Source organism: Kitasatospora aureofaciens (assembly GCF_001188955.3).
Classification (GTDB): Bacteria; Actinomycetota; Actinomycetes; order Streptomycetales; family Streptomycetaceae; genus Kitasatospora; species Kitasatospora aureofaciens.
Genome location: NZ_JPRF03000017.1, coordinates 135932 through 161036, shown reverse-complemented (window position 1 = coordinate 161036; position 25105 = coordinate 135932). Strand labels below are relative to the sequence as shown.

Annotated in this window: 20 protein-coding genes, 1 tRNA gene and 1 pseudogene; 12 read left to right on the top strand and 10 right to left on the bottom strand. The window is 71.5% G+C overall.

All coding sequences use genetic code 11. From position 1 onward, the window contains the following. Window positions 1–177: 177 nt before the first annotated feature. A complete protein-coding gene (locus HS99_RS45795; protein ID WP_030552035.1) occupies window positions 178–759 on the bottom strand; it encodes a hypothetical protein in 582 nt (193 codons plus the stop codon). 221 nt (window positions 760–980) lie between these two features. Between HS99_RS45795 and HS99_RS10515 the strand changes: the two genes are divergently transcribed. Further along, the gene (locus HS99_RS10515; protein ID WP_030552037.1) at window positions 981–1763 is read left to right on the top strand and encodes an alpha/beta fold hydrolase; all 783 of its coding nucleotides are present in this window, start codon (window positions 981–983) and stop codon (window positions 1761–1763) included. Window positions 1764–1859: 96 nt separating this feature from the next. Here the strand turns inward: HS99_RS10515 and HS99_RS10510 are convergent. Then, window positions 1860–1933 (bottom strand) — tRNA-Gly (locus HS99_RS10510). Between the two features lie 262 nt (window positions 1934–2195). Here HS99_RS10510 and HS99_RS10505 point away from each other — a divergent pair. Together HS99_RS10505 and dcd are read left to right on the top strand one after the other, a co-directional pair. Further along, window positions 2196–2432 carry a hypothetical protein gene (locus HS99_RS10505; RefSeq protein WP_033346883.1) on the top strand — a complete coding sequence of 79 codons (237 nt, stop codon included), beginning with the start codon at window positions 2196–2198 and terminating at the stop codon, window positions 2430–2432. 72 nt (window positions 2433–2504) lie between these two features. Beyond that, window positions 2505–3080 carry a dCTP deaminase gene (gene dcd / locus HS99_RS10500; RefSeq protein ID WP_030278387.1) on the top strand — a complete coding sequence of 192 codons (576 nt, stop codon included), beginning with the start codon at window positions 2505–2507 and terminating at the stop codon, window positions 3078–3080. A 109-nt stretch (window positions 3081–3189) separates the two neighbouring features. Here dcd and HS99_RS10495 read toward each other — a convergent pair whose 3' ends face one another. From HS99_RS10495 to HS99_RS10480, 4 genes and pseudogenes are all read right to left on the bottom strand, one after another. Further along, window positions 3190–4080, bottom strand: a complete 891-nt coding sequence (locus HS99_RS10495) for an alanyl-tRNA editing protein (protein WP_030278385.1) — start codon at window positions 4078–4080, stop codon at window positions 3190–3192. 86 nt (window positions 4081–4166) lie between these two features. Then, entirely contained in the window at window positions 4167–5084 is a 918-nt protein-coding gene (locus tag HS99_RS10490) for a Yip1 family protein (RefSeq protein ID WP_050366687.1), read from the bottom strand. Window positions 5085–5442: 358 nt separating this feature from the next. Continuing rightward, window positions 5443–6507: pseudogene (gene manB, locus HS99_RS10485) on the bottom strand (mannose-1-phosphate guanylyltransferase); the annotation flags it as partial. 292 nt (window positions 6508–6799) lie between these two features. Next, complete coding sequence (locus HS99_RS10480) at window positions 6800–9022, bottom strand: (Fe-S)-binding protein (protein WP_030552044.1); 2223 nt, start codon at window positions 9020–9022, stop codon at window positions 6800–6802. 318 nt (window positions 9023–9340) lie between these two features. Between HS99_RS10480 and dnaK the strand changes: the two genes are divergently transcribed. The 6 genes from dnaK (at window position 9341) to HS99_RS10450 (ending at window position 16105) form a co-directional block, all read left to right on the top strand. After that, a complete protein-coding gene (gene dnaK, locus HS99_RS10475; RefSeq protein WP_030278381.1) occupies window positions 9341–11188 on the top strand; it encodes a molecular chaperone DnaK in 1848 nt (615 codons plus the stop codon). Beyond that, window positions 11185–11805 carry a nucleotide exchange factor GrpE gene (gene grpE, locus HS99_RS10470; RefSeq protein ID WP_030552046.1) on the top strand — a complete coding sequence of 207 codons (621 nt, stop codon included), beginning with the start codon at window positions 11185–11187 and terminating at the stop codon, window positions 11803–11805. Before dnaK ends, grpE begins: the two co-directional genes overlap by 4 nt. A gap of 223 nt (window positions 11806–12028) precedes the next feature. Next, window positions 12029–13183, top strand: a complete 1155-nt coding sequence (dnaJ, locus tag HS99_RS10465; protein ID WP_030278377.1) for a molecular chaperone DnaJ — start codon at window positions 12029–12031, stop codon at window positions 13181–13183. 7 nt (window positions 13184–13190) lie between these two features. Beyond that, window positions 13191–13733, top strand: coding sequence for a heat shock protein transcriptional repressor HspR (locus HS99_RS10460; RefSeq protein WP_030278375.1), 543 nt, complete (start codon window positions 13191–13193; stop codon window positions 13731–13733). A gap of 188 nt (window positions 13734–13921) precedes the next feature. Further along, the gene (locus HS99_RS10455; RefSeq protein WP_141763686.1) at window positions 13922–14911 is read left to right on the top strand and encodes a helix-turn-helix domain-containing protein; all 990 of its coding nucleotides are present in this window, start codon (window positions 13922–13924) and stop codon (window positions 14909–14911) included. A 576-nt stretch (window positions 14912–15487) separates the two neighbouring features. Then, on the top strand, window positions 15488–16105 hold the full coding sequence (locus HS99_RS10450) for a TIR domain-containing protein (RefSeq protein ID WP_050366685.1): 618 nt from the start codon (window positions 15488–15490) through the stop codon (window positions 16103–16105). Between the two features lie 7 nt (window positions 16106–16112). Here the strand turns inward: HS99_RS10450 and HS99_RS10445 are convergent, their stop codons facing one another. The 3 genes from HS99_RS10445 to HS99_RS10435 form a co-directional block, all read right to left on the bottom strand. Beyond that, the gene (locus HS99_RS10445) at window positions 16113–17102 is read right to left on the bottom strand and encodes a LuxR C-terminal-related transcriptional regulator (RefSeq protein ID WP_030552049.1); all 990 of its coding nucleotides are present in this window, start codon (window positions 17100–17102) and stop codon (window positions 16113–16115) included. Further along, window positions 17095–18084 (bottom strand): hypothetical protein, encoded by a 990-nt coding sequence (locus HS99_RS10440; protein WP_050366684.1) that lies wholly within the window; start codon window positions 18082–18084, stop codon window positions 17095–17097. The genes HS99_RS10445 and HS99_RS10440 overlap by 8 nt, the downstream gene beginning before the upstream one ends. Before the next feature lie 622 nt (window positions 18085–18706). Continuing rightward, the gene (locus HS99_RS10435; protein WP_046386398.1) at window positions 18707–19909 is read right to left on the bottom strand and encodes a TDT family transporter; all 1203 of its coding nucleotides are present in this window, start codon (window positions 19907–19909) and stop codon (window positions 18707–18709) included. A gap of 70 nt (window positions 19910–19979) precedes the next feature. Between HS99_RS10435 and HS99_RS10430 the strand changes: the two genes are divergently transcribed. Beyond that, complete coding sequence (locus HS99_RS10430; RefSeq protein ID WP_030552055.1) at window positions 19980–20912, top strand: LysR family transcriptional regulator; 933 nt, start codon at window positions 19980–19982, stop codon at window positions 20910–20912. Window positions 20913–21044: 132 nt separating this feature from the next. Then, complete coding sequence (clpB, locus tag HS99_RS10425) at window positions 21045–23666, top strand: ATP-dependent chaperone ClpB (RefSeq protein ID WP_030278366.1); 2622 nt, start codon at window positions 21045–21047, stop codon at window positions 23664–23666. Window positions 23667–23814: 148 nt separating this feature from the next. Here clpB and HS99_RS10420 read toward each other — a convergent pair whose 3' ends face one another. Next, on the bottom strand, window positions 23815–24096 hold the full coding sequence (locus tag HS99_RS10420) for a helix-turn-helix domain-containing protein (RefSeq protein ID WP_030278365.1): 282 nt from the start codon (window positions 24094–24096) through the stop codon (window positions 23815–23817). Window positions 24097–24509: 413 nt separating this feature from the next. On the opposite strand from HS99_RS10420, the gene HS99_RS10415 reads away from it, so the two are divergent. Then, entirely contained in the window at window positions 24510–25064 is a 555-nt protein-coding gene (locus tag HS99_RS10415; RefSeq protein WP_030278363.1) for a type III secretion system chaperone family protein, read from the top strand. Window positions 25065–25105: the final 41 nt, after the last annotated feature.

The following is a 25105-nucleotide window of genomic DNA, read 5'->3' as shown; positions in this document are numbered from 1 at the left end:
CAACGACGCCCCCGGAGGTGGGGGCTCGCCGGGGTCTGTGCGGACGCTCTCGCCGGAGGGTAAGGCCAGGGGGGACGGCGGGGTTGGCCGGGGTGTCGGGGGGAGCGGCAGCGCCGAAGCCGCGCGACGAGGCGGCGTGGAGCGGGTCCGGGGGGACTCGCTCCACGCCTCCCCCGGTCACACCAGCGCGCTCCAGTACGAGCAGTGCACATGGGGCAGCGCCGCGGGGTCCGGCTCACCGGCACCCGGCAGTGCGGGCACCCGCTCCGAGCAGGCGACGCCGAGCAAGCTCGCGGTCAACCGGATCTCGCCGAACTCACCGAAACACAGCACCAGTTGGGAGCCGTACCGAGTGGTGGCCGCGACGCCCGGCCGGTCCCGCCCCGCATTCAGCGAGGTGATCGTCCACCCGCGCCGCCGCCACTGACGCTCCACCATCGCCGCCAACTCCCGCCGCCGGCCCGGCGATACGACGGTGAGCACATCCCGCCCCCGGGTGACGTACCAGAGCACCTCCGGCTCCCGCCGCCCCGGCGCGGACAGCCGCACCCCCGCCCGCGGCACCGTCTCCCGCCATACCGGAGCCGGCCTGACGGCGCCCATCGTGTCCCGGAGCAGCGCCTCGCAGTGCTCCGCCGCGTCGAGTTGATCGACCGTCACATCCGGGGCCAGCACCGGCCACCAGTCCGGCGCGGCCGACGCGCCGCTGCGGAAGCCGCCCGGACATCCGAGGTTCAGCTCGGCACCACCTGACTGCACAGGGCCCTCCGTACTCCTCCCGGCGTTCAACCCGGGCAGGCATTCCGTCACTCCTTGGACGGCGGTCGGGCACGGACAGTTCCGCCGATGCGACTCCCTGAATTGCACTGCACGGTGCAGTTGAACCACTGATCTGCACCGTGTAGTTTACTTCCCGAGCCGCCAAAGCCCCCGAGGCCCCGGCCCAGAGCCGATCCAGAACCAACCGGAGGAACCCCGCCATGCCCACCATCACCGTCGGCACCGCCTGCATCCCCTACCGCATCGTCGGCGACGGCCCCGACACCCTCCTCCTGGTCCACGGCACCGGCCCCGGCTCCGGCATGTGGGACGCCATGCTGGACGCCTTCACCGACCGCTACACCGTCCTGCTGCCCGACCTCTCCGGCAGCGAGGCCGCCGAGGACGACGGCGCCCCGCTCACCCTGGAAACCCTCGCCGAGCAGGTCAACGCCGTGATCGACGACGCGGGCCGCGGGCCCGTCGACCTCCTCGGCTTCTCACTCGGCGCGGTCGTCGCCACCGCGGCCGCCGCCCTACGGCCCGACCAGGTCCGCCGCCTGATCGCCACGGCCGGCTGGATCAGCGCCGAACAGGACGAGTACCTCCGGCTCTCCATGGCCACCTGGCTCTCCCTCGCCGACGACCCCACCGCCTTCGGCCGCTACGCCACCCTCACCGCCTTCAGCCGCGGCTTCCTGAACCGCATCGGCCGCGAGGCCGTCGAGGCCAACACCTCCTACATGCAGCCGACCCCCGGCACCCTGCGCCACATCGCCCTCGACCTCGCCCTGGACCTCGCCCCGCTCCTCCCCCGCGTCCAGGCCCCCACCCTGGTCATCGGCTGCACCCAGGACGCCACCGTCCCGGTGGAGAACACCCGCCGTCTCCACGCCGCGCTCCCCACCAGCACCTACGCCGAGTTCGACACCGGCCACATCGCCCCCGCCGAGGAGCCCGCCGCCTTCGTCAAGACCGTCCGCGACTTCCTCGCCGCCGCCTGACCTGCCTCGGCCGACCGCCAGCCGACCGCCGACCGCCGACCGCCGACCGCACAAAACAAAAAAGCCGCAGGTCAGATGACCTGCGGCTTTCGATAGTGGAGCGGGCGACGAGAATCGAACTCGCGCTCTAAGCTTGGGAAGCTCATGTTCTACCATTAAACTACGCCCGCCTGATGAGCCGTCAGAGACCGCTCGATCCAGTGTCACTGTACCCCATCCGCCGCCGTGGTTGCACGGCTGGTCCGAGCCGTGGCGGAGCCGGACGGGGGAAAGCGGGGGGCGTACTGTTTGGGCCGCGCGTGAGTGCTCCGGTGGGTGTGGGGTCGGGGCGGCGAGCCATGGTGTGGAATGTCCGGAACATCCCCTAATGTGACGCTGTCCCGAGGCCCGGCCGCCGGGGCGCGATGAGTACGGGTGAGTACTGGGTTAGGGATGGGAAGGGGATCGATGGAGCAGCGCACCGTCGTTCGTTGTGCCGAGGGGCACCTGTTCAGCACCACCACGTTTCCGATGCAGAACCTCGGTCCGGGCCGGCTCGGGCCCGGACGGTTGATCCGCTGTCCGCAGTGCGGACGGCTCCGGAGCTCGGTGCTGGCCGACGTGCGGGAGCTGTCCACGGCCCAACTGGCGCAGGCGATGCGGTTGGAGGCCGCCGAGTTCCTGGCCTGACGGCCGGCGGGAGGACACCCGGGGCCCCGGACGGATTCGTCCGGGGCCCCGTCGTGCACGTAACCTCGAGACGTGCTGCTCTCTGACAAGGACATCCGGACCGAAATCGACCTGGGCCGGGTCGTCATCGACCCGTTCGACCCGGCGATGATCCAGCCGTCGAGCATCGACGTGCGCCTCGACCGCTTCTTCCGCGTGTTCGAGAACCACAAGTACCCGCACATCGACCCCTCCGAGGAGCAGCCGGACCTGACCCGGCTGGTCGAGCCGGACGGCGACGAGGCGTTCATCCTGCACCCCGGCGAGTTCGTGCTGGCCTCGACGTACGAGGTCATCACGCTGCCCGAGGACGTGGCCTCCCGGCTGGAGGGCAAGTCGAGCCTGGGCCGGCTGGGCCTGCTCACCCACTCCACCGCGGGCTTCATCGACCCCGGCTTCAGCGGCCACGTGACGCTGGAGCTGTCGAACGTCGCGACCCTGCCGATCAAGCTCTACCCGGGGATGAAGATCGGGCAGCTGTGCCTGTTCCGGCTCTCCTCGCCGTCGGAGCACCCGTACGGCTCCGAGCGCTACGGCTCGCGCTACCAGGGCCAGCGCGGCCCGACGCCGTCCCGCTCGTACCTGAACTTCCACCGCAGCCAGGTCTGACCGCACCACGACTCGGCCCGCACCGCGACTCGGGCCGCACCACGACGGAGTGCACGCACGGCGGGCGGCCGTCCCCACGAACGAGGGGGACGGCCGCCCGCGGCGTTTCTCAGGCCCGCTTCGGGCTGGTGACCGCGACCAGCTCGGCGCCGTCCTCGGACAGCCGCAGCTCGGTGCGCAGCTCGGCGAGCTCGCCCAGGTGGTGCAGGTGGGTGCCGCCGCAGAAGATCTGCGCGCCGCCCTCGGGCAGCTCGCAGTGCCACTGGCGGCGGGCGGTCAGCTCGGGGCCCGGGACGTCGATCCGGACCGGGGCGTCGGCCGCGACCCAGGCGGCGAGCCGCGCGTTGACGGCCTCGGTGAGGGCGGGCAGGGCGTCGGCGAGGGCGGGGAAGTCCTCGGTGGCGTCGACGGTGAAGCCCTTCTTCTTGAGCGACTTGCCGAGCCGGTAGGTGTCCGTGCTGGCCTGGGTGTCCATCACCGAGGCGGCCATGGCGAGGCTGTCGAAGTCGGGGTTGCCGAAGGCGTCCGAGCGGCCCGGGTCCTTGCGCCAGCGCGGGGCGAGCGCGGCGTTGAGGGCGAGGGCGAGCAGGTGGCAGCCGCTGTGCGAGGCGCTCAGGGCGGCCCGGCGCTCGGCGTCGACCGAGAGGACGGCGGTGCGGCCGGTGAGGTCGCCGGGGTCGGCGGCCAGGACGTGCAGGACCAGCCAGGACCACTCCTCGTCGCCGCGCTTGACCGGGATCTCGGCGCCGACCAGCGGGGCGCCGCCGTCCGGGCCGACCGCGCCGGTGAGGCAGTCGACCACGGCCAGCTCGGTGCCGTCGACGGTGAGGGTGCCGTGGTCGGCCGGCTGGTCGGGCCAGGTGTGGTCGAGCGGGTGGAACGGGGTGGACTCGGTCACCACCGCGTACCGGCCGTCGGCCAGCGGGTGCACAGCCAGCACCTGGGACTCGCCGGTCACCGCCCCGGCCGGGAAGCTGACGTGGGTGGTGGGGAGGGTCATGGCGCACTCCGTGGCTGGGACTGGACGAGGGTGGGCGGGCCCAGCGCCTACCGGCCGGACCCGCCCACCATTGTGCCCTTCGCCCCTCAGCCCAGGGTCGGCAGCTTGATCAACACCAACAGCGCGACCAGCTGCACCGCCGCGGCACCCGCCGCCTTGCCCCAGGGCAGGTCGTGCACCCGCCGGACCATGCCGGTCAGCAGGTACGCGCAGAGCAGCCAGGTGGCCCAGCCGACGGCCTGGACCACCGCGCTGCCGGAGGGCAGCACCAGGTCGAGCAGCAGCCGGGGGGCGTCGGTCAGCCAGCCGATCAGCGCGGCCAGGCCGACCGTCGACTTCCACGGGCCGTCGCCGCCGAGCTGGCGGGCCAGCGCGTAGGTGACCGCGCCGAACACCGCCCCGGCCACGGTGAAGCCGACGGCCGCGGCGAACAGTCCGGTCAGCGCGACCGAGAAGGTCGAGTTGACGATGTCGTCGTGGGTCAGGCCGATGCCGAGCACCGCGAGCACGCCGTACAGCAGCGAGACGGTGAGGGCGGGCAGCCAGACCTGGTGGTCGCGGGTGCGGTCGAAGATCGCGGTCGGGGTGCGGAAGATGCCGACGAACAGCTCGCGCCACTGCGGCCGGGGCCCGCTGACGTGCGGGGCGGACTGGCCGCCGGCGCGGTAGGTGGTGACGTTGTCCTGACCGTACGGGGGGTGCTGGTCCTGGCCGCCGTAGGGCGGCGGGGGCTGGTGACCGTACGGCGGCTGCTGTCCGTAGCCACCGTCGTCGTCGTAGGGGCCCGGCGGCGGGGCGTAGTACGGCTGCTGCCGGTGGTACGGGTCGCGCTGCGGCTCGTACGGGTCGCCGAGCGGGAAGGCCCGGGTGTTGCCGGGCCGGTCGGCCGCGTACGGGTCGTACCCGTCGCCGACCGTGGCGCCCGGACCGCTGCCGTGACCGCCGGGGCCGCCTAGCCCGCCGACCGTCGGGTGCGCGGACGTGAAGTACTCCGGCCCGTCCACGGGCCCGTCCGTCCGCCCGTACCCCCCGGGCGGGGCCGGCCGTCCGCCGTGCGGACGGCCGGCACCCTGACCGCTGTCGTATCGATTACCAGCCACGCTCCGAAGGTACCCGTCCGGCCCAACGCGCGTCGGCCCCGGACGGAGCCGGGGCCGGTTTGCAGCGAGCCTGAGACGAACGGGTCCGAAAGCCGCCCCCGGAGCCCCACGGAGGAGGCCCGGCCGGAGGAACCGGACCGGAGGGGCCGAACCGGAGGAACCGGGCCGGAGGAGCCCGCTACCGCTGGGCGGTGACCGACGGCCCGTGCACCGCCGCGGCCGCCGTGGTGCCCGCCGGGCAGCCGCCCGGGCCGGCCGTGGTGCGTACGGCGCCGACCGGCAGCAGGGTGCCGCAGGCGATCCGGATGCCGCTCGGCAGCTCGTTGTCGGACTCCACGATCGCGCCGTCGCCGATCACCGCGCCGTCCAGCGCCGAGCGGTCGCCGACGGTGGCGAAGGCGCCCACGATCGAGTCCTTGACCAGGGTGTCCGGGCCGATCACCGCGCCGGGCAGGATGACGCTGCCCTCGACGATCGCGCCGGCCTCGACCACCGCGTCCGCGGAGACCACGGTGCCGCCGCTGAGCACCGCGCCCGGGTGGACGGTGGCGCCGGGCAGCAGCAGGGCGTCGCCGGTCGGGCCGGGGACGGCCGGGGAGTCGACCTTGCCGAGCACCAGGTCGGCCGAGCCGCGGACGAACGCGGCCGGGGTGCCGAGGTCCAGCCAGTACGAGGTGTCGACGACGCCGCGCAGCAGGGCGCCGGTGGCCAGCAGCTCGGGGAAGGTCTCGCGCTCGACGGACACCTCCCGGCCGGCCGGGATGCGGTCGATGACGGACCGGGTGAAGACGTAGCAGCCGGCGTTGATCTGGTCGGTGACGATCTGCTCCGGCGTCTCCGGCTTCTCCAGGAACTCCAGCACCCGCCCGTTCGCGTCGGTCGGGACGAGGCCGAAGGCCCGCGGGTCCTCGACCCGGGTGAGGTGCAGCGTGACGTCGGCCCCGACGGCCACGTGGCCGTCGCGCAGGGCGGCGATGTCGAGGCCGGAGAGGATGTCGCCGTTGAAGACCAGGACCGGCTCGTCCGGTCCGCAGGTCAGCCCGGAGGCGGCGTTGCGGATGGCCCCGCCGGTGCCCAGCGGCTCGCGCTCGGTCAGGTACACCAGCTCGATGCCGTACGGGGTGCCGTCCTGGAAGTGGTCCTCGAACACCTCGGCCAGGTAGGAGGTGGCCAGTACCACCCGGGTGACCCCGGCGGCGGCCGCGCGGGCCAGCTGGTGCGCGATGAACGGGACGCCTGCCACCGGCAGCATCGGCTTGGGGGTGTGGGTGGTCAGCGGACGCAGTCGCGTGCCCTTACCACCGACGAGCATGATCGCCTCGGTCATGGTCTGCGCTGTTCCCCTTGTGGTCTCTGCGGCCCGGCCCGGCGGGCCGATACCTCCGTCGGTGGTCCGTTCCCGTCCGGAACGGGTCGACCGGCTCGTCGCCGGTCCGGCGCCTACTGTATTTCCTTCCGACCGGATGCCCGTCCGGCGGTCGTGCGATTGACGTCACTCGCCGTCCGCCCGCCGTACCGCCGGCGGTCCCCGGGGCACCGAAAAGCCCGGCCCGGCGGGCGCCTTGGCGGCGTCCACCGGGCCGGGCGGTTGTAGCAGAACTGTCGAATCAGCGGCGCCGTTACGCGTCCACCGTCGCCGGCTCCTCGGCCTCGGTCGGCGGGGTCGCCTTCACCGAGTCGAGCAGCAGCTGGGCCACGTCGACCACCTTCAGGTGCTCCTTGGCCGCGCCCTCGTTCTTCTTGCCGTTGACCGAGTCGGAGAGCATCACCAGGCAGAACGGGCAGGCGGTGGAGACGATGTCCGGGTTGAGGGACAGCGCCTCGTCCACGCGCTCGGTGTTGATCCGCTTGCCGATGCGCTCCTCCATCCACATCCGGGCACCGCCGGCGCCGCAGCAGAAGCCGCGCTCCTTGTGGCGGTGCATCTCCTGCTGGCGCAGACCGGGGACCTTGTCCATGATCTCGCGCGGCGGGCTGTAGACCTTGTTGTGGCGGCCCAGGTAGCAGGGGTCGTGGTAGGTGATCAGGCCCTCGACCGGGTTGACCGGGACGAGCTTGCCCTCGTCGATCAGGTGCTGCAGCAGCTGGGTGTGGTGGATCACCTCGAAGTGCCCGCCGAGCTGCGGGTACTCGTTGGCGATGGTGTTGAAGCAGTGCGGGCAGGTGGCCACGATCCGCTTGGTCGGGGCGTCCTCCAGCGCGGCGTTCAGCGTCTCGACGTTCTGCGCGCCGAGCATCTGGAAGAGGAACTCGTTGCCCAGGCGGCGCGGGGAGTCACCGGTGCAGGTCTCCTCCTTGCCGAGGATCGCGAACTTGACGCCCGCCGTGTGCAGCAGCTCCGCGAAGGCCTTGGTGGTCTTCTTGGCGCGGTCCTCCAGGGCGCCGGCGCAGCCGACCCAGTAGAGGTACTCGACCTCGGCGGGGTCGATGTCCTCGCCGATCACCGGCACCTCGATGCCGGTCTCCTTCTTGAGCTCCTTGACCCAGTCCAGGCGGGCCTTGGTGGCCATGCCCCACGGGTTGCCCTTGTTCTCCAGGTTCTTGAGCATCGTCCCGGCCTCGGTCGGGAAGTTGCTCTCGATCATCACCTGGTAGCGGCGCATGTCGACGATGTGGTCGACGTGCTCGATGTCCACCGGGCACTGCTCGACGCAGGCGCCGCAGGTGGTGCAGGACCACAGCACGTCCGGGTCGATGACGCCGTTCTCCTCGGCGGTGCCGATCAGCGGGCGCTCGGCCTCGGCCAGCGCGGCCGCCGGGACGTCCTTCAGCTGCTCGGCGGTGGCCTTCTCGGTGCCCTCCATGTCCTTGCCGCCGCCGGCCAGCAGGTACGGCGCCTTGCCGTAGGCGTGCTCGCGCAGGCTCATGATCAGCAGCTTGGGCGAGAGCGGCTTGCCGGTGTTCCAGGCGGGGCACTGCGACTGGCAGCGACCGCACTCGGTGCAGGTGGAGAAGTCGAGGATGCCCTTCCAGGAGAAGTGCTCGACCTGGGAGACGCCGAAGACGGCGTCGTCGGCCGGGTCCTCGAAGTCGATCGGCTGGCCGTTGCTGGTCATCGGGCGGAGCCCGCCCAGCGCGGTGCCGCCGTCCTCCTCGCGCTTGAAGTAGATGTTGAAGAAGCCGAGGAAGCGGTGCCAGGCCACGCCCATCGAGGGGTTGAGGCCGATGGTGATCGCCCACGCGAACGAGATGCAGATCTTCAGCATCGCGAACAGGTAGACCAGGTTCTCCAGTGTGCCGTGCGACAGGCCGCTCAGCACGGAGGTGATCGGGTACGAGACCAGGTGCTCCGGGCCGTAGGAGTCGACGCCGGCCAGGGCGCCCTCCAGGGCGCGCAGCATCAGGATGCAGATGCCGATGCCGAGGATCGTGTACTCGACGTAGAACGCCTGCCAGGCGATCGAGCCGGCGAACCGGGACTTGCGGCCCGACCTGGACGGCAGGCTCATCAGGCGGATCACCATCAGGGTGGCGATGCCCAGGGTGGTCAGGGTGCCGACCAGCTCGACGAAGAGCTGCCAGATCATCCAGTTGCCGATGATCGGCAGTTCCCACTCGGCGTCGAACAGCTGGCCCATCGCGTTGACGATGGTCAGCACCAGGCTGAAGAAGCCGACCGCGACGAACCAGTGGGCGATGCCCACGATCCCCCAGCGGTTCATCCGGGTGTGTCCGAAGAACTCGGTCGCCACGGTGCCCACGCGCCGGGCGGGCTTCCCGAAGCGGGTGGAGTCCGGCGCGCCGGTCAGCACCACCCTGAAGATGTGCCACGCCGCACGGAGGGCGAGCGCGGTGCCGATCACGAAGGTGACCAGCGAGATGACGATCGCTGCTAGTTGCATCGCTCTCCGTCTCCTGCGGCTTGCGGTTGAGCAGTCTCTGCGGTTTTCCGAAGAGATTGTACTGGTCGGTAACTTGCCGGGCCGACGGCCCGGACATTACCGGTGGGCAACAGTTCTCCAGAAGGTTCCCAAGCTATGGCGGCAGTCACGTGACGGCGCGCGCGCCGCCCCGCCCCGCAGCCGCCGGTCGCCGCCCCGGCGGGACGGGGGGCGGCCTCAGCAAAGTTGAGCGGCTCGCACTCATACCTGTTGACGCCCCCGGCCGGGTCGTGCATCCTTGAGCCTGTAAAGCTCAACTCTTCCGTGGAGGTATCTACGATGGCACGCGCGGTCGGCATCGACCTCGGCACGACGAACTCGGTCGTCAGCGTTCTGGAGGGTGGCGAGCCCACCGTCATCACGAACGCCGAGGGCGCGCGGACCACGCCGTCCGTCGTCGCCTTCGCCAAGAACGGCGAGGTCCTCGTCGGCGAGGTGGCCAAGCGCCAGGCGGTCACCAACGTCGACCGGACCATCCGCTCGGTCAAGCGCCACATGGGCACCGGGTGGAAGATCAACATCGACGGCAAGGACTTCACGCCGCAGCAGATCTCGGCCTTCGTGCTGCAGAAGCTGAAGCGCGACGCCGAGGCGTACCTGGGCGAGACGGTCACCGACGCCGTCATCACCGTCCCGGCGTACTTCAACGACTCGGAGCGCCAGGCCACCAAGGAGGCCGGCGAGATCGCGGGCCTGAACGTCCTGCGCATCGTCAACGAGCCGACCGCGGCCGCCCTCGCGTACGGCCTCGACAAGGACGACCAGACCATCCTGGTCTTCGACCTCGGCGGCGGCACCTTCGACGTCTCCCTGCTGGAGATCGGCGACGGGGTCGTCGAGGTGAAGGCCACCAACGGTGACAACCACCTCGGTGGTGACGACTGGGACCAGCGCGTCGTCGACCACCTGGTCAAGGTCTTCCAGGCCGGCCACGGCGTCGACCTGTCCAAGGACAAGATGGCCCTGCAGCGTCTGCGCGAGGCCGCCGAGAAGGCCAAGATCGAGCTGTCCTCGTCCTCCGAGACCTCGATCAACCTGCCGTACATCACGGCCTCCGCCGAGGGCCCGCTGCACCTGGACGAGAAGCTCACCCGCGCCCAGTTCCAGCAGCTGACCGCGGACCTGCTGGAGCGCTGCAAGGTCCCGTTCAACAACGTCATCAAGGACGCCGGCATCTCGCTCGCCGAGATCGACCACGTCGTCCTGGTCGGCGGTTCCACCCGCATGCCGGCCGTCGCCGAGCTGGTCCGCGAGCTCACCGGTGGCAAGGACGCCAACAAGGGCGTCAACCCGGACGAGGTCGTCGCCATCGGCGCCTCGCTCCAGGCCGGTGTCCTCAAGGGCGAGGTCAAGGACGTCCTGCTGCTCGACGTCACCCCGCTGTCCCTCGGCATCGAGACCAAGGGCGGCATCATGACCAAGCTGATCGAGCGCAACACCACGATCCCGACCAAGCGCTCCGAGATCTTCACGACGGCCGAGGACAACCAGCCGTCCGTACAGATCCAGGTGTACCAGGGCGAGCGCGAGATCGCCGCGTACAACAAGAAGCTCGGGATGTTCGAGCTGACCGGCCTCCCGCCGGCGCCGCGCGGCCTGCCCCAGATCGAGGTCACCTTCGACATCGACGCCAACGGCATCATGCACGTCGCCGCCAAGGACCTCGGCACCGGCAAGGAGCAGAAGATGACCGTCACCGGCGGCTCCTCGCTGCCGAAGGACGAGGTCGACCGCATGCGCCGCGAGGCCGAGCAGTACGCCGAGGACGACCACAAGCGCCGCGAGGCCGTGGAGACCCGCAACTCCGCCGAGCAGCTCGTCTACTCGACCGAGAAGTTCATCGCGGACAACGCCGACAAGCTCCCGGGCGACGTCAAGACCGAGGTCGAGACCGCCATCGGCGAGCTCAAGGAGGCCCTGAAGGGCGAGGACATCGCGAAGATCCGCGAGGCCTCGGAGAAGGTCTCCACCACCGCCCAGAAGCTCGGCCAGGCGCTCTACGCCAACGCCGACGCCGCCGGTGCCGGTGCCGCCGCGGCCGGCGAGTCCACCCAGGCCAAGGAGGACGACGTCGTCGACGCCGAGATCGTCGACGACGAGAAGCCCAAGGGCGGTGCGTCGGCATGACGGACAAGCCGCAGGGCGGCAAGCCCGGCGACGACTCCGCCGCCGAGGAGGCCGTGATCAAGGCTGCCGAGGAGGCCGCCGCCGCCGGCGGTGCCGGCGAGGGCTCCGAGGAACTCGCCACGGCCAAGCGCGAGCTGGCCGAGCGCACCGCGGACCTGCAGCGCCTGCAGGCCGAGTACCAGAACTACCGCAAGCGGGTCGAGCGCGACCGGCTGACCGTCCGCGAGATCGCGGTCTCCAACATCCTGGAGTCCCTGATCCCCGTCCTGGACGACATCGGCCGCGCCCGCGAGCACGGCGAGGTGACGGGCGGCTTCAAGTCCGTCGCCGAGTCCCTGGAGACGGTCGTCGCCAAGCTGGGCCTGCAGCAGTTCGGCAAGGAGGGCGAGCCCTTCGACCCGACGCAGCACGAGGCACTGATGCACAGCTACTCCTCGGACGTCACCGAGGACACCTGCGTGCAGATCCTCCAGCCCGGCTACCGCATCGGCGAGCGGATCATCCGCCCGGCGATGGTCGCCGTGGCCGAGCCCCAGCCGGGCACCCAGACGACGCCCGGCCCGGACGCCGAGGCCGAGTCCGGCGAGGACAAGCCCGACGGTGGCTCGGACAGCTGACAACCTGTGACAGCTGACAACCAGTGCGCTGCGGAGTCGAGTGCCGGCCAGTACGGCGGCCGACTCCGCAGCGCGCTGTCAACGGCTCCTCTTTCGGCGGCTGTTGACAGCGCAGTGACGATGGACATCGGGAGGTGGCGGAAGCCGTGAGCGAGCGCAGCGAGCGAACCATGAAGAGGTGCGTGCCCCGCTCAGCGGCTGCCGAGCGCAGCGAGGTGGGCGCATGAGTGGCAAGGACTACGTGGAGAAGGACTACTACAAGGTCCTCGGCGTGCCCAAGGACGCCACCGCCACCGAGATCAAGAAGACCTACCGGAAACTGGCGCGCGAGTTCCACCCCGACGCGAACACGGGCGACGCCAAGGCCGAGGAACGCTTCAAGGACATCTCCGAGGCGTACGACGTCCTCTCCGACGAGAAGCGCCGCAAGGAGTACGACGAGGCGCGCAGCCTCTTCGCCAACGGCGGCTTCCGCACCGGCGGCCCCGGCACCGGCAGCTACAGCTTCGACTTCGGCGACCTCTTCAGCGGCGGCCAGGGCGGCGGTGGCGGCGGCGGGCTCGGCGACGTCTTCGGCGGCCTCTTCAACCGCGGCGGCCCCCGGCAGGCCCAGCCCCGGCGCGGAGCCGACGTCGAGACCGAGGTGACGCTCTCCTTCGAGGAGGCCGTGGACGGCGCCACCGTCCCCCTGCGGATGACCAGCCAGGCCCCCTGCCGCCTCTGCAACGGCACCGGCGCCAAGTCCGGCACCACCCCGCGGGTCTGCCCCACCTGCGTCGGCGCCGGCACCGTCAGCCGCGGTCAGGGTGCCTTCGCGCTCTCCGAGCCCTGCAAGGACTGCCGCGGCCGGGGCATGATCGTCGACGACCCGTGCCCCGACTGCCACGGCAGCGGCCGGGCCAGCTCCGCCCGCACCATGCAGGTCCGCATCCCCGCCGGCGTCCAGGCCGACCAGCGGATCCGGCTCAAGGGCAAGGGCGCCCAGGGCGAACGCGGCGGCCAGCCCGGCGACCTCTACGTCACCGTGCACGTCGACCCGCACCCGGTCTTCGGGCGCAAGGGCGACAACCTCACCGTCACCGTCCCGGTCACCTTCCCCGAGGCGACCCTCGGCGCCACCATCGAGGTGCCCACGCTCAACGGCCCCGCCGTCAAGCTCAAGCTGCCCCCGGGCAGCGCCAACGGCCTCACCATGCGCGCCCGCGGCAAGGGCGCCACCCGCAAGGACGGCACCCGCGGCGACCTCCTCGTCACCGTCGAGGTCGTGGTGCCCCAGCACGTCACCGGCGACGCGCTGAACGCCCTGGAGCAGTACCGCGAGGCCACCGCCTCCGACGACCCGCGAGCCGCCCTCTTCCGGGCGGCGAAGGGAGCGTGACGACCAGATGTCCCCGAACCCGATGAACCCGACCAACCCGATGGACGCCGGCGGCCCGATCGGCCCCGGGCTCGGCGAGGGCCTGCCCGGCAACGCCCCCCGCCGCCCCCGGCGCGCGGCCGCCCCGCCACAGTACGTACTCACCGAGGAAACCCCGGTGTACGTCATCTCGGTCGCCGCCGAACTCTCCGGCCTCCACCCGCAGACCCTGCGCCAGTACGACCGCCTCGGCCTGGTCAGCCCCGACCGCACCGCCGGCCGCGGCCGCCGCTACTCCGCCCGCGACATCCAGCAACTGCGCGAGGTCCAGCGGCTCTCCCAGGACGAGGGCATCAACCTGGCCGGCATCAAGCGGATCATCGAGCTGGAGAACCAGGTCGCCGCCCTCCAGGCCCGCATCACCGAACTGGCCGACTCCCTCGACAGCGCCGCCGCCGCCCTCCAGCAGCGCGAGGCCGCCGTCCACGCCTCCTACCGCCGCGACTTGGTGCCCTACCAGCCCCCCACCCCCCAGTCCAGCGCCCTCGTCGTCTGGCGCCCCAAGCGCTGACCCGAGGCACTGCCCGCCCCGCCAGCCGCCGGCTCCCTCCTGTTCGGGGGGTGCCGGCGGCTGGCGTGTGGTGAGAGAGTGCGTCACATTCCCTCTCCAGAGGACTCGGCGGATCTGGCATGCTGAAACGCCATCCAGCAGCAGCGCTGACGGGACACAGGTATCACGGTAACGGCAAGGAGTCGCGGATGAGTGAACGAGAACAGCCCGTTGCCGCCGGCTCGACGGTCCTGTCGGCCGAGGCAAGAGAGCTATATCTCACCGTCATCCGAGGAGACGGAAATCTGCCGACTGGGCCAAATGCCGCGCAGAATGATTCTGCGCGAGAAGAGCTGGTGAAGATTGGCCTCCTCGTGCCCGACAGTGATGACCCGACTACCTTCATAGCCGCCGACCCGACCCAGCTTTCGACAAGCCTCAGCAATTCATGGCAGCGTCAAGCGCTGGATCTCTTGTCCCGCGCCGTCTCCCTCCCTTCCGAACTGCAGGAGCTGGCACGGGAATTCCATGCCCCGAAGCAGCCGGGAGGCTCAATCGAGCACGTGCAGGGAAAGGCCCTTATTCGCCAGCGGGTGCAGCACTTCAGAGATTCCGGTATGGAGGAAGCTCTGGCGCTTCAACCCGGCGGCCCCCGCCTTCCGGAGATCCTCTCAGGAATGATCGAGCAGGACCTGGAAACGCTGCGCAGCGGTACGAAGATGCGGACGATCTACCATGCCAGCACCCGCTACCACCAGCCGACCAGGGATTACGTGGCCACACTCGCCCGCGCCGGCGGCCAGTACCGGACCCTGGACGAGCCCTATACGCGGCTCCTGGTGATGGATCGACGCGTGGCCGTCATCCCGATCGTCGATGACATGAGCCTCGCGGCCTTCATATATGACCCTGCAGTCATCGACTACCTCGTCGAGGAAGTGTTCGAGCGATGCTGGAGCCGTGCACTGGAGTTCGATGGAGCCCGTACGGTTCCCCAGCAGGTGGTGTCCCGTCTGCGTCAAACAATCATCGACCAGATGCTTGAGGGGACCAATCACCGCGTCATCGCACGACGCCTGGGCATAAGCGAGCGAACGCTGGCGCGGCATATCGCCGAAATGCGGGACGACTACAAAGTCGACTCGCTATTCCAGCTTGGATACGTTCTCGGCCGAAAAACTCAGGAGTCTGCCGACTGACGCCTCCGCCGACCCCGGACCGCCGGTCAGCGAATACTTCGCGGTCCTGACAAACCGCCAGGCGCTCGCCCTGACCGGACTCACTGCCAGGAGAGGTCGTCCGCGACAGTCACGGCAGCCTTAACGGTGGTCACATCGTGAGAGCAGGCAGCATTCGCGAGAGAACCGACGCCAAGCACAGCCGCGGCAATGGCAAAGCAAAGCATAACTTTACGGACAAATCGGCGCATGTCAGTCACGCCCCCACTCTCTCTCGAGAATCGCCACTAGAACCGCCAAGCAGGATAACGGCTCACATAGTGCCGCACGAGAGGGGGGCTGTCACCCGCCCCGCCTGTGGAGTGTGCGTCATCTCCCTGCCAGGCATACAGATGACACAGGCCAACCCTGGACGTGATGCCGCCCCCCGATGGACGATCAGTTCGCTCCCGATGGTCCGGCAAGGACCACACCTTGCCAATGTACCGTCAAATGCTAAGTCGTTCACCGTTCACCAGCGCACCACTCCAAAGAGCAGCCCACATCCAACGCATAGCCGACGCTCTCTCCCCTGGTCGGCCTTCCCCCGGAGTCGACATGACCGAGCCCTACCTGCGTCAGCACGACAGCCAGGCCCCTGAGGGTCGGCGTGCACGTGTGTTCCTGGCCGCGCCGCTGATGCGGCTGACCGGTCCCGCAGACAGTGTGGTGACGCTCGCCAGCCGGACGCGGCTGACGACGCTCCGCACCACCCTCCTCCGCAGCGGTGCCGCCGTGTACAGCGCGCACCACAGCGACGCCTGGACCGTCTCCGGCCGGGCCCCTGAGCCCCGGGTGCCGTCCGACTTCCGGGCGCTGCAGTCCGCGGACCTGGTGTTCGCCTACGTCGGAGCCCCGCTCTCGGCCGGAGTGAGCCTCGAACTCGGTTGGGCGTCGGCCCTGCGCAAGCCGATCGTCCTGCTCGTCGACGAGGCCATCACCCACAACCCGCTGATCGCCACCATCGAGCAGGTCGCCCCCGTCCTGCCGCTGGTCTTCGACGACACCTGGTCGCAGGAAGCCCTCCACCACACCGTGGAGACCGCCCTGGACTGGGCCGGCATGGCGCTCTCCCTCCGCGAGGGCTTCTGGACCGCCCCCGGCGACCGCTTCAACGTCCCCCGACAGCAGACCGCCGTCCCCGGCTACTGGCCGACCGGCGCCGCCACCGGCTGAGCAGAACTCACCCACCGGACTCGCCCGCCCGGGCTCCCCTCATCTGCCAACCGAGCTGGAAGAGCGTCTCGGCGTCGTACAGCTCACGCAGCCGGGCGATGTGGCTGGCGACCGTACGCTCGCTCAGGCCCAGGCGGCTCGCGACGGAGCGCTGGGTGAGGCCCTGGGCGAGCAGGCGGCCGACCTGCTCGTGGACGGGATAGGCGGAGGAACCAGCCGCCACTGCTGCCCAGTTGACGCCCTCGGCCTGCTGCCAGAGCGTCTCGAAGGTGTCGACCACGAAGGCGACCATCGCCGGATCGTCGACCACGGCGGCGCTGCTGTAGTCCGAGGCGGCGGGGATGAGGGCCACGGAGCATTCGAAGACCAGGAATCGCTTGAACGGGACGCCCAGGACGCGGGTGGTGGCGCCGAGCTGGGCCACCTGAGCGGCGAACCGGACGGTCGCCGGATCGTACTTGGCGGAGAGTTCGTAGAGGGAACGCACGGTGCCGCCGCGTTCGTGGAAGCGTCGGGCGCGCTCCAGCGAGTCCGGCAGTTCGACGGCAGGGCGGGGGCCGCCGGGCTGGGCGGCCATGCTCTCTCTCGGAAACTCCTGGCTCAACTGCTCGACCGTGTGCCGGATCTCCTCCTTGCCGGTGACGTATCGCAGCCCTCTCGACTCGCTCTGCCGTTTCGGACTGGCGTCGTACGCCCGGATCAGTTCGCCCATTGTTTCGGGAAGCTGCTCGGCGTCCGCGAGCAGGCGGGCGCTCTGCAGACGGATCTCGGTGCCGATTCGCTCGATGGCCCCACGCGGGTCGACAGCGCTGTACGCAGCGTCCTGCAACTGCGGCACCACCAGCCCGAGTTCCAACAGCCGTCCGAGCGCCGCCCGATCCGTCGGGCCGACCTCGGCGGATCGGATGCGGCCGCCCTCGCGGAGGATGGCGAGGTAGAGGGCGCGGGCGGCGGGGTCGGGGAGGGCGGCCGCGAGGAGGGCGGAGGGGTCAGCCATGGCGTTCTCCGTTCAGGTGCCAGCCGAGGTGGAAGAGGGTCTGGGCGCCGTAGCGGTCGCGCAGGCGGGAGATGTGGCCGGCGACGGTGCGTTCGCTGAGGCCGAGGCGGGTGGCGACGGCGCGTTGGGTGAGGCCGCGGGCGAGCAGACGGCCGATCCGGTCGGGGATGGTGCGGGCGGGCCCGCGGCCGAGGGCGGAGGCTGCTTCGGCGGTGTCGGCGCGGGTCCAGTCGCGTTCGAAGCCGCCGATCAGGAAGGTGAGGGCGGCCGGGTCGCTGATGAAGGCGGCGGCGCTGTTGTCGTCGTTGGCGGAGATGACGGCGACGCTGCGGTCGAAGACGATCAGGCGCTGGAAGGGCTCGTCGAGGATCCGGATCTGCGAGCCGTGCCGGGTGACCTCCTCGGCGTAGGCGATCGCGGGCGGGTCGGCGAGCGCGACGGGCTGGTAGATGGTGCGCAGCGAGCAGCCGCGCTGGAGGAGCCGGATGTCCTGGGCGAGGGCGACCTGCAGGGCGTCGGCGGGGCGTTGGCCGGGCTGCGCGGTGAGGACCTCGGAGCGGCAGTCGGAGACCAGCTGGGAGATCCGTTGGCGGATGTGGACGTGGCCCTCGACGTGGACGGCGCCGCCGGATCCGCCGGACGGGCGGGGCATCGCGTCGTAGGCGCGGGTGAGGCCGTCCAGGGCGCCGGGGAGGTTCTCGGCGCGGACCAGCAGCCGGGTGGCCTCGCTGCGGAGTTCCGCACCGAGGCGGTCGCTGACGGAGCGTGGGCTGACGGCGGTGTAGCAGCGGTCCATCCGGTTGACCATGATCAGGCCGATGTCGAGGAGTTGCCGGAGTGCGGCGCCGTCGTCGTCGGTGATGTCGGCGAACGGGATGCGGCCGCCTTCGGCGATGATCGCCAGGTACAACTGCCGGGCGGCCTCGTCGGGTTCACCGTTCTCGGGCACCTGGTGCGGCGTGACCGCCGGTTCCGCCGTCACGTCGCACTCTCCCTGCCGGACGCCTCTCCCCTGTTGCCCCCGAGCCGTACGCGCGGTCCCCGGTGGCCGGGGGCGTCCACGGTACCGGTCGGACGGTGGACCCCCGGGTCCGGGTGCCGTCGCACACCGGGATCCCGGGGGTCCCCATCAGTACGCCAGGACCTGGGCGCTTCCGTCGAGGCGGAGCAGCAACGCCTCGCCGGCTCCGGCTCCGGGGGCCATCACCACACATGGACCCCGGCCGGGGCTCTTCCCCCCCGTTCCACGGCTGCGGGATGTTGCACCCGTGGTCAGTCTGAAGAGCAAGTCGCCACCATCGGGCTGCGGTGCCCGGACGACCTGGCGTGCCTCCACCCTCACAGCGTGACGGCCGGTGAACAAGTGCCGTCCGAGTGCAGGTTCGCGCAATTGCAGTTTTCTGCATCCCGGCGAGGGTGCCGGGTCTCGGACGGCAGGTCGGATTCCGGTAAAGGCCGAGGCCAGCGGGGGGTGGCATCGGCGGCTGGCGGCCGGCTGTACACCGTCGTCCTGCACCTGCGCGTTCCTGCAACGGCGGCGTGCTCCTGACGGCGGGTGCCGACGGGGGGCATCCGACAGGAGCCCGGCCCCGCTCCCCCGCAGCTCAGCGCGCCAGCAGCCGCCCGCGCAGCAGCCCCGCGACCGTGCCGCCCGCCGCCAGCAGCCAGGCGGCGCCCAGCAGCAGGTAGAGGACGGCGGCCAGCCCGGTGAAGCCGCCGAAGCGGGTGTGCCCGGCGAGTGCGGAGGCACCGGTGACGCAGGTGCCGACCGGGAAGGTGAACGCCCACCAGGTCATCGCGAACGGCATCCCGGCCCGCCGGGCGCGCAGGTTGGCGGTGAGCGCGACGGCCAGCCAGAGCATCGCGACCCCGATCACCGCGACGCCGTACAGCTCGGCCAGCGGCAGCATGACGGGCGCCAGCGCGGGCAGCACCGGGCGGGCCGCGTCGGCGAGCTGGTGGATCGCGGTGACGGACTGGCCGAGCGGGCCGAGCACCAGGAACAGTGCGGGGGTGAGCGCCAGGGCGGGCACCTTGCTGTGGAACAGTCCGGTGAACACCACCGGCAGCAGCACCAGGGTGGCCAGCAGGCCGACCCCGAACAGCGCCCAGCAGCCGTACAGCATGGCCTGCTGCGGCAGGCCGGCGGGCAGGTGCGGGACGAGCGCCGGGCCGCAGGCGGAGGCGACCAGCGGGGCGACGACCGGCAGCAGCCAGGTCGGGTTGGCCTCCAGGGCGGAGACCGGGTGCCGGGTGATCATCAGGTACGGGATGCCGGCCGCGACGGCCAGCCCGTAGAGGGTGCCGACGCCCCACAGCACCGCGTCCAGGGCGACGGCCGGACCGGTGCCGATGACCCGTGAGCCGAGCAGCAGGGTGCCGAGCCCGACCGCGAGCAGCGCCATCGGCGGGCAGCCGTAGAAGACGGCGGTGGCCGGGTTGTCCAGCAGCTGGGTGCGGGCCGCCTCGCGGTGCCGGGTGAGGTGCACCAGCCGGGCCGCGGCCAGCACCAGCAGGGCGGCCGCGCCGAGGCCCCACATCGCCTCGCCGAAGCCGATCAGCCCGGGCACCCGGACCGGCAGCGCGGCGGCACCGTTGGCCACGATCGCGGTGCCCATCACGGCGGCGTACCAGTTGGGGCCCAGCTGGGCGAGGTCGAGGCGGGAGAGCGGGGAGCCGACGGCGGAGGCCGCAGGGAGGGCGGCGGAGCCGACAGCACCCGCAGCGACGGCGGGGACGGTGGCGGCAGCGGGGCTGGTGGCGGCAGCGGGGCTGGTGAGCGGGGGGACATCGGCCGAGGTGGACATGGTTCCACCGTCGCCCGGCGGCCCGGTGGCCGGTAGCGCCGCGGGTTCTATGAGGACATAGCCTGAACCTATGGCTCTCTCCCCGCACGTCCCCGAACTGGGCGCCCTGGAACTGCTGCTCGCGGTGGCCCGGCTGGGCAGCGTCGGCCGGGCGGCGGCCGAGGTGGGCGTCAGCCAGCCGACGGCGAGCGCCCGGATCAAGGGCATGGAGCGGCAGATCGGCGTCCCCCTGCTGGAGCGCTCGCCCCGGGGCAGCCGGCCGACCGAGGCCGGCCGGCTGGTGGTCGAGTGGGCCCGGCAGGTGGTGGAGGCCGCGCAGGCGCTGGACGCCGGGATCGACGCGCTGCGCGAGCGGCGGGACGCCAAGCTGCGGGTGGTGGCCAGCCTGACGGTCGCCGAGTACCTGATGCCGGGCTGGCTGCTGGCGCTGGCCGAGGCCAGTCCGGGGACAGCGGTGACGCTGCGGACGGCGAACTCGGCGGAGGTGGCCGGCCACGTGCTGGCCGGGGACGCCGACCTCGGCTTCGTCGAGGGCCCGACCACCCCGCCCGGTCTGGCCGGCGCGGTGGTGGCGGCGGACCGACTGGTGGTCGTGGTCGCGCCCGGCCACCGGTGGGCGCGCCGCCGCGCCCCGCTGACCGGGACGGAGCTGGCGTCCACCCCGCTGGTGCTGCGCGAGCCCGGCTCGGGCACCCGGGAGGTGCTGGAGATGGCGCTGACTCCGTACGGGGGCGCGGTGCCGCCCCGGATGGAGCTGGCCTCGTCCACCGCGCTGAAGGCGGCGGCGATGACCGGGGCGGGGCCGGTCTGCCTGAGCGAGCTGGCGGTGGTGGAGGAACTGGCCACCCGGCGGCTGGTCGAGGTGCCGCTGGCGGAGGAGCTGGATCTGCGGCGGCCGCTGCGCGCGGTGTGGCCGGCCGGGCAGCGGCCGGGCGGGCCGGCCCGGGAGCTGCTGGGGCTGACCCGCAGGAGCTCGGGCCGGCCGCCGAGGCGGAAGGGCTGAGGCCCGCCGGGACGGGGGACTCCCGGCGGACCGGCCGGAAGGCTCCCGAAAAAAACTTGAGTGGAATACACTCAACTTAGTGCATGCTGTACGCAGCAGCAGTGAAGGACGACGAGGGAGGATCCCCCACCAGTGGACGCGAGCAAGTTCACCACCAAGACGCAGGACGCCCTGTCCGCCGCGATCCGGCAGGCGGGCGCGGCCGGCAACCCGGACGTCAAGCCGGTGCACATCCTGATCGCTCTGCTGGAGCAGCCCGAGGGCATCGCCCGGCCCCTGCTGGAGGCGGTCGGGGCGAACGTCCCCCGGATCGACGCCGAGGCGCGCCGCCTGCTGACGGCGCTGCCCAGCGCGATGGGCTCGACGGTCGCCGCCCCGCAGCTGGCCCGGGACACCCTCGCCGTGCTCACCGAGGCCGGCAAGCGCGCGGACGACCTGGACGACCAGTACGTCTCCACCGAGCACCTGATGGTCGGCCTGGCCGCCGAGGGCGGGGCCGTCGCCGAGCTCCTGGTGCAGCACGGCGCGACGCCCAAGGCACTGCTGGCCGCCTTCAAGGACGTCCGGGGCACCGGCCGGGTCACCTCACCCGATCCGGAGGGCACCTACAAGGCCCTGGAGAAGTTCGGCACCGACCTCACCCAGGCCGCCCGGGACGGCAAGCTCGACCCGGTGATCGGACGTGACCACGAGATCCGCCGGGTGGTCCAGGTGCTCTCCCGCCGGACGAAGAACAACCCGGTGCTGATCGGCGAACCCGGCGTCGGCAAGACGGCCGTGGTCGAGGGCCTGGCCCAGCGCATCGTGGCCGGCGACGTGCCGGAGTCGCTGCGCGGCAAGCGGCTGGTCGCACTGGACCTCGGCGCGATGGTCGCGGGCGCCAAGTTCCGCGGCGAGTTCGAGGAGCGGCTGAAGGCCGTCCTGAACGACATCAAGGCCTCCGACGGCCAGGTGGTCACCTTCATCGACGAGCTGCACACCATGGTCGGCGCGGGCGCCGGCGGCGACTCCGCGATGGACGCGGGCAACATGCTCAAGCCGATGCTGGCCCGCGGCGAGCTGCGGATGGTCGGTGCCACCACGCTGGACGAGTACCGCGAGCGGATCGAGAAGGACCCGGCCCTGGAGCGCCGCTTCCAGCAGGTACTGGTCGGCGAGCCCAGCGTGGAGGACTCGATCGCCATCCTGCGCGGCCTCAAGGGCCGGTACGAGGCGCACCACAAGGTGCAGATCTCGGACGCCGCCCTGGTCGCCGCGGCCACCCTGTCCAATCGCTACATCACCTCCCGCTTCCTGCCCGACAAGGCCATCGACCTGGTCGACGAGGCGGCCTCCCGGCTGCGGATGGAGATCGACTCATCCCCGGTCGAGATCGACGAACTCCAGCGCGCCGTCGACCGGTTGCGGATGGAGGAGCTGGCCCTGGAGAAGGAGTCGGACCCGGCCTCGGTCGACCGGCTGGCCCGGCTGCGCCGCGATCTGGCCGACAAGAACGAGCAGTTGAGCGTGCTGACGGCGCGCTGGGAACAGGAGAAGAAGAGCCTCAACCGGGTCGGCGAGCTCAAGGAGCGGCTGGACGACCTGCACGGCGCGCTCGAACGGGCCCAGCGCGACGGGGACTTCGAGCGGGCGTCCAAGCTGATGTACGCCGAGATCCCGGCCGCCGAGAAGGAGCTCAGCGAGGCCCAGGAGCGCGCCGCCACTGCGAACGACGAGCCCGGGTCCGCCTCCCCCTCGATGGTCAAGGAGGAGGTCGGTCCGGACGACGTGGCCGACGTGGTCGCCTCCTGGACGGGCATCCCGGCCGGCCGGCTGCTGGAGGGCGAGAGCGCCAAACTCCTGCGCATGGAGGAGGAGTTGGGCAAGCGCCTGATCGGCCAGGCGGAGGCCGTGCAGGCCGTCTCGGACGCCGTGCGCCGCACCCGTTCGGGCATCGCCGACCCGGACCGGCCGACCGGCTCCTTCCTCTTCCTCGGCCCGACGGGCGTCGGCAAGACCGAACTCGCCAAGGCCCTGGCCGACTTCCTGTTCGACGACGAGCGGGCGATGGTCCGGATCGACATGAGCGAGTACGGCGAGAAGCACTCGGTCTCCCGCCTGGTCGGCGCCCCGCCCGGGTACGTCGGCTACGAGGAGGGCGGCCAGCTCACCGAGGCGGTCCGCCGCCGCCCGTACAGCGTGGTGCTGCTGGACGAGGTCGAGAAGGCCCACCCGGAGGTCTTCGACGTGCTGCTCCAGGTGCTCGACGACGGCCGGCTCACCGACGGCCAGGGCCGCACGGTGGACTTCCGCAACGCGATCCTGATCCTCACCTCCAACCTCGGCAGCCAGTACCTGGTGGACCCGACCACCCCGGAGGAGCGGAAGAAGGCCCTGGTGCTGGACTCCGTCCGGGCCGCGTTCAAGCCGGAGTTCCTCAACCGGCTGGACGACATCGTGGTCTTCGACCCGCTGGGCACCGTCGAGCTCAGCCGCATCGTCGACCTGCAGGTGGCCCGCCTCGGCGAGCGGCTGCGCGAGCGGCGGCTCACCCTGGACGTCTCCCCGGCCGCCCGCGACTGGCTGGCGCTCACCGGCTACGACCCGGCGTACGGCGCCCGCCCGCTGCGCCGACTGGTGCAGTCCGCGATCGGCGACCAGCTGGCCCGGGCGATCCTGTCCGGCCAGGTGCACGACGGGGACACCGTCCTGGTCGAGCGGGACGACGAGGGCGACCACCTCATCGTCCGCGGCCGGGGCCCGCTGGAGAAGTAGCAGCCGCGCCGTCGCACGGGCCGCTCCCTCGCACAGGCGAAGGGAGCGGCCCGTACCGCTTTCGCGGGACGGACGGCTTCCGTGTGGCGGACCGCTTCCGTGCGACGGACCGCTCTCGCGGGAGAGGCCGCTCCGGTGTGAGCGTCCGCTAGTCCGGCACTGCCCGCCGCTGCCGCCGCGAGCGGTCCCGCCACGCGCGCGCCAGCCGGTGCAGCTCGGCCCCCTGGGGCGCCGGCAGGTTCCACGTCTGGGTGAGCAGCCGCAGCGTGGACACCCGCGGGCAGCACACTCCCCGCTCCAGGTCGCGGATCGACCGCACGCTCAGCCCCGACGCCTCGCCCAACTGCTCCTGCGTCATCCCCCGGTCCAGTCGGATGTTCCGCAGCAGCGTCCCGAGCGAGGCGCCCTCCGCGGTCACCGTACGCTCCATCACTGCTCCCCCCTTCGGTTCGAACCACCTCAACTCGCCCGGTAAAAAAGAACTTTGCCTCCCGGTGAGTTCCGTCGCACGCTAACCGCATCCGGCCCGCACGGCAGGCGAAACCGTGCGCCGGGCACGTGACTTGGCTCACGCGAGCGCCGGGCGCGCGGCCGGGCGAGCGGTGAGCCGAGCGCCGGTCAGGCGTACGGGACGACGGGGTGGCGGAGGGGTGACGGCGGGCCGACGGCCGCCCGGACACCGTGGGTGACGAAGGCCCCCGCGCGCCCCGGCGGCGCCCCGGAACGAAGATCGACGCGCCCCTCGGCGCCCCTGTGAGCGGAGCCCCGAATGAGGCAGGATGGGAGGTGGAAAGGGCGGCCTCTCATTGCCGGCCACCACGTGCACTGAGGAAGAGGACCCCCATGAGCATCGACCCGTCGTCCATCCCCTCGTTCGGCGTGCCCCAGGGCGGCCAGCCCGGCGGCCAGGGCGGCCGGCCGGCCGGCCCTCCGCCGATCATCGTCCCGGACCAGGCCCTGGTCACCCAGCTGCTCGACCAGATGCAGCTCAAGCACGTCGTGGACGAGGAGGGCGACCTCACCGCCCCCTGGGAGGGCTTCCGCGTCTACTACATGTTCCGCGGCGAGCAGAAGGAGCTCTTCGCGGTGCGCGCCTTCTACGACCGCGCGTACCCGCTGGAGAAGAAGGGCGAGATCCTCGACCTGATCGACGAGTGGAACCGGGAGACCCTCTGGCCCAAGGTCTACACCCACACCCACGAGGACGGCGTGGTCCGCCTGATCGGCGAGGCCCAGATGATCGTCGGCACCGGCGTCAACCTGGACTACTTCGTCACCACCACGGCGAACTGGACCCAGGCCGCGGTCGGCTTCGAGCAGTGGATCGTCGAGCGCCTGGGCCTGCAGAACGAGATCGAGGGCGAGGACGGCGAGGGCGAGGACGGCGAGGAGGCCTGATCCCGGCCCCCGGCACGCACCCCGCGGCCCGACCCCCGGTA